Annotated in this window: 2 protein-coding genes; both read right to left on the reverse strand. The window is 71.7% G+C overall.

Annotated elements, in window-relative coordinates:
- A partial coding sequence (locus D3P35_RS25830) for a hypothetical protein (RefSeq protein ID WP_118138786.1) occupies positions 1-509 on the reverse strand: 509 nt, incomplete at its 3' end.
- 164 nt (positions 510-673) lie between these two features.
- Positions 674-1,054 (reverse strand): hypothetical protein (locus D3P35_RS25835; RefSeq protein WP_157982354.1); only part of this gene is annotated, 381 nt, incomplete at its 5' end.

Below are 1,054 nucleotides of genomic sequence, written 5' to 3' on the forward strand. Positions count from 1 at the left end.
GGGGTGAGCACCTGGCCGGCGGCGAGGCGCTCGGAGATCACCTGCAGGCGGCGGCGCTCCTCGGTGGCGGCCTCGCGCAGCTGGCCGAGGGCGTAGTCGCCCGCGGGCACGCCGGGGCGACGCATGAGGCAGGTGAGGAGCGGGCCGGCCCAGCCCTCGGCCACCGCCTGCTGGCCCACCGCGCAGCGCATGAAGCGCACCACCTTGCCGGAGAAGCCCGGCGGCGGCTGGCGGATGGTGCGGGCGAGCTTGAGCACGCGCACCTCGCGCGGCCAGCGGTCACCCGCCCTGCCCTCGCCCATCTCGAGCAGCGCCTCGGCGAGGGTGGCGAGCTCGTCGGTGTCGAGATAGGCCAGCCGGGCGGCGAGGCGGTCGAGCTCGGCCCGGTGCGCCTCCACCGTGCAGCCCGCGGGGCGCTGGAAGCCGGCCCCGGTGAGCCGGCCTATCACCAGCTCCCGCACCGCGGCCTTGCCTGCCAAGCCTTCGGTTGTCTCGCTGTCGGGGGTCATCCGCTCCTCCTCTCTGCATGTCCTGAAGTTATCCACAGGGCGAAGTGTCTCGGGGCTTTGGGGAGTGTTTTGTTCTGTTCTGTTTTGTCCTGTAGGTGCGAAACAGTTTCGCGAGTGTCTCGAACTGTCTCGCAACTGTTTCGCGAGTGTCTCGCGAGACAGTTTCATCGGGCGGCCCCGGGCATGCGCAGCGCGCCCACCACGTTGTGGAGCTGGCCGCCGGCCTCGGTGCGCATCGACACCTCGTCCATCGCGGCGCGGACATTGGGCACCGTCCAGCGCACGTCGGCTGCGCGCAGGGCGGCCTGCACGGCGATGACGAACTCCTCCCGCTCGGTGAGCCCGGCGTGGGCGCCGGCCTCGCGCATCTTGCGGCGCAGTCGGGAGAGGAGCGAGCGGTCGGCGCCGTCCTTCCCCTCGCGCGCCTTGCGCTCCATGTGGCCGAGGGCGTCGAGCACGAACTCGGTCACGAAGGGGTTTTGCAGGCGCACCACGGTCTCGCCGCGGATGTCGCACAGGCAGGGGGTCCACTCGAAGAGCGCGCC

It is taken from the genome of Oceanicella sp. SM1341 (assembly GCF_003448965.1).
Lineage (GTDB): Bacteria > Pseudomonadota > Alphaproteobacteria > Rhodobacterales > Rhodobacteraceae > Paroceanicella.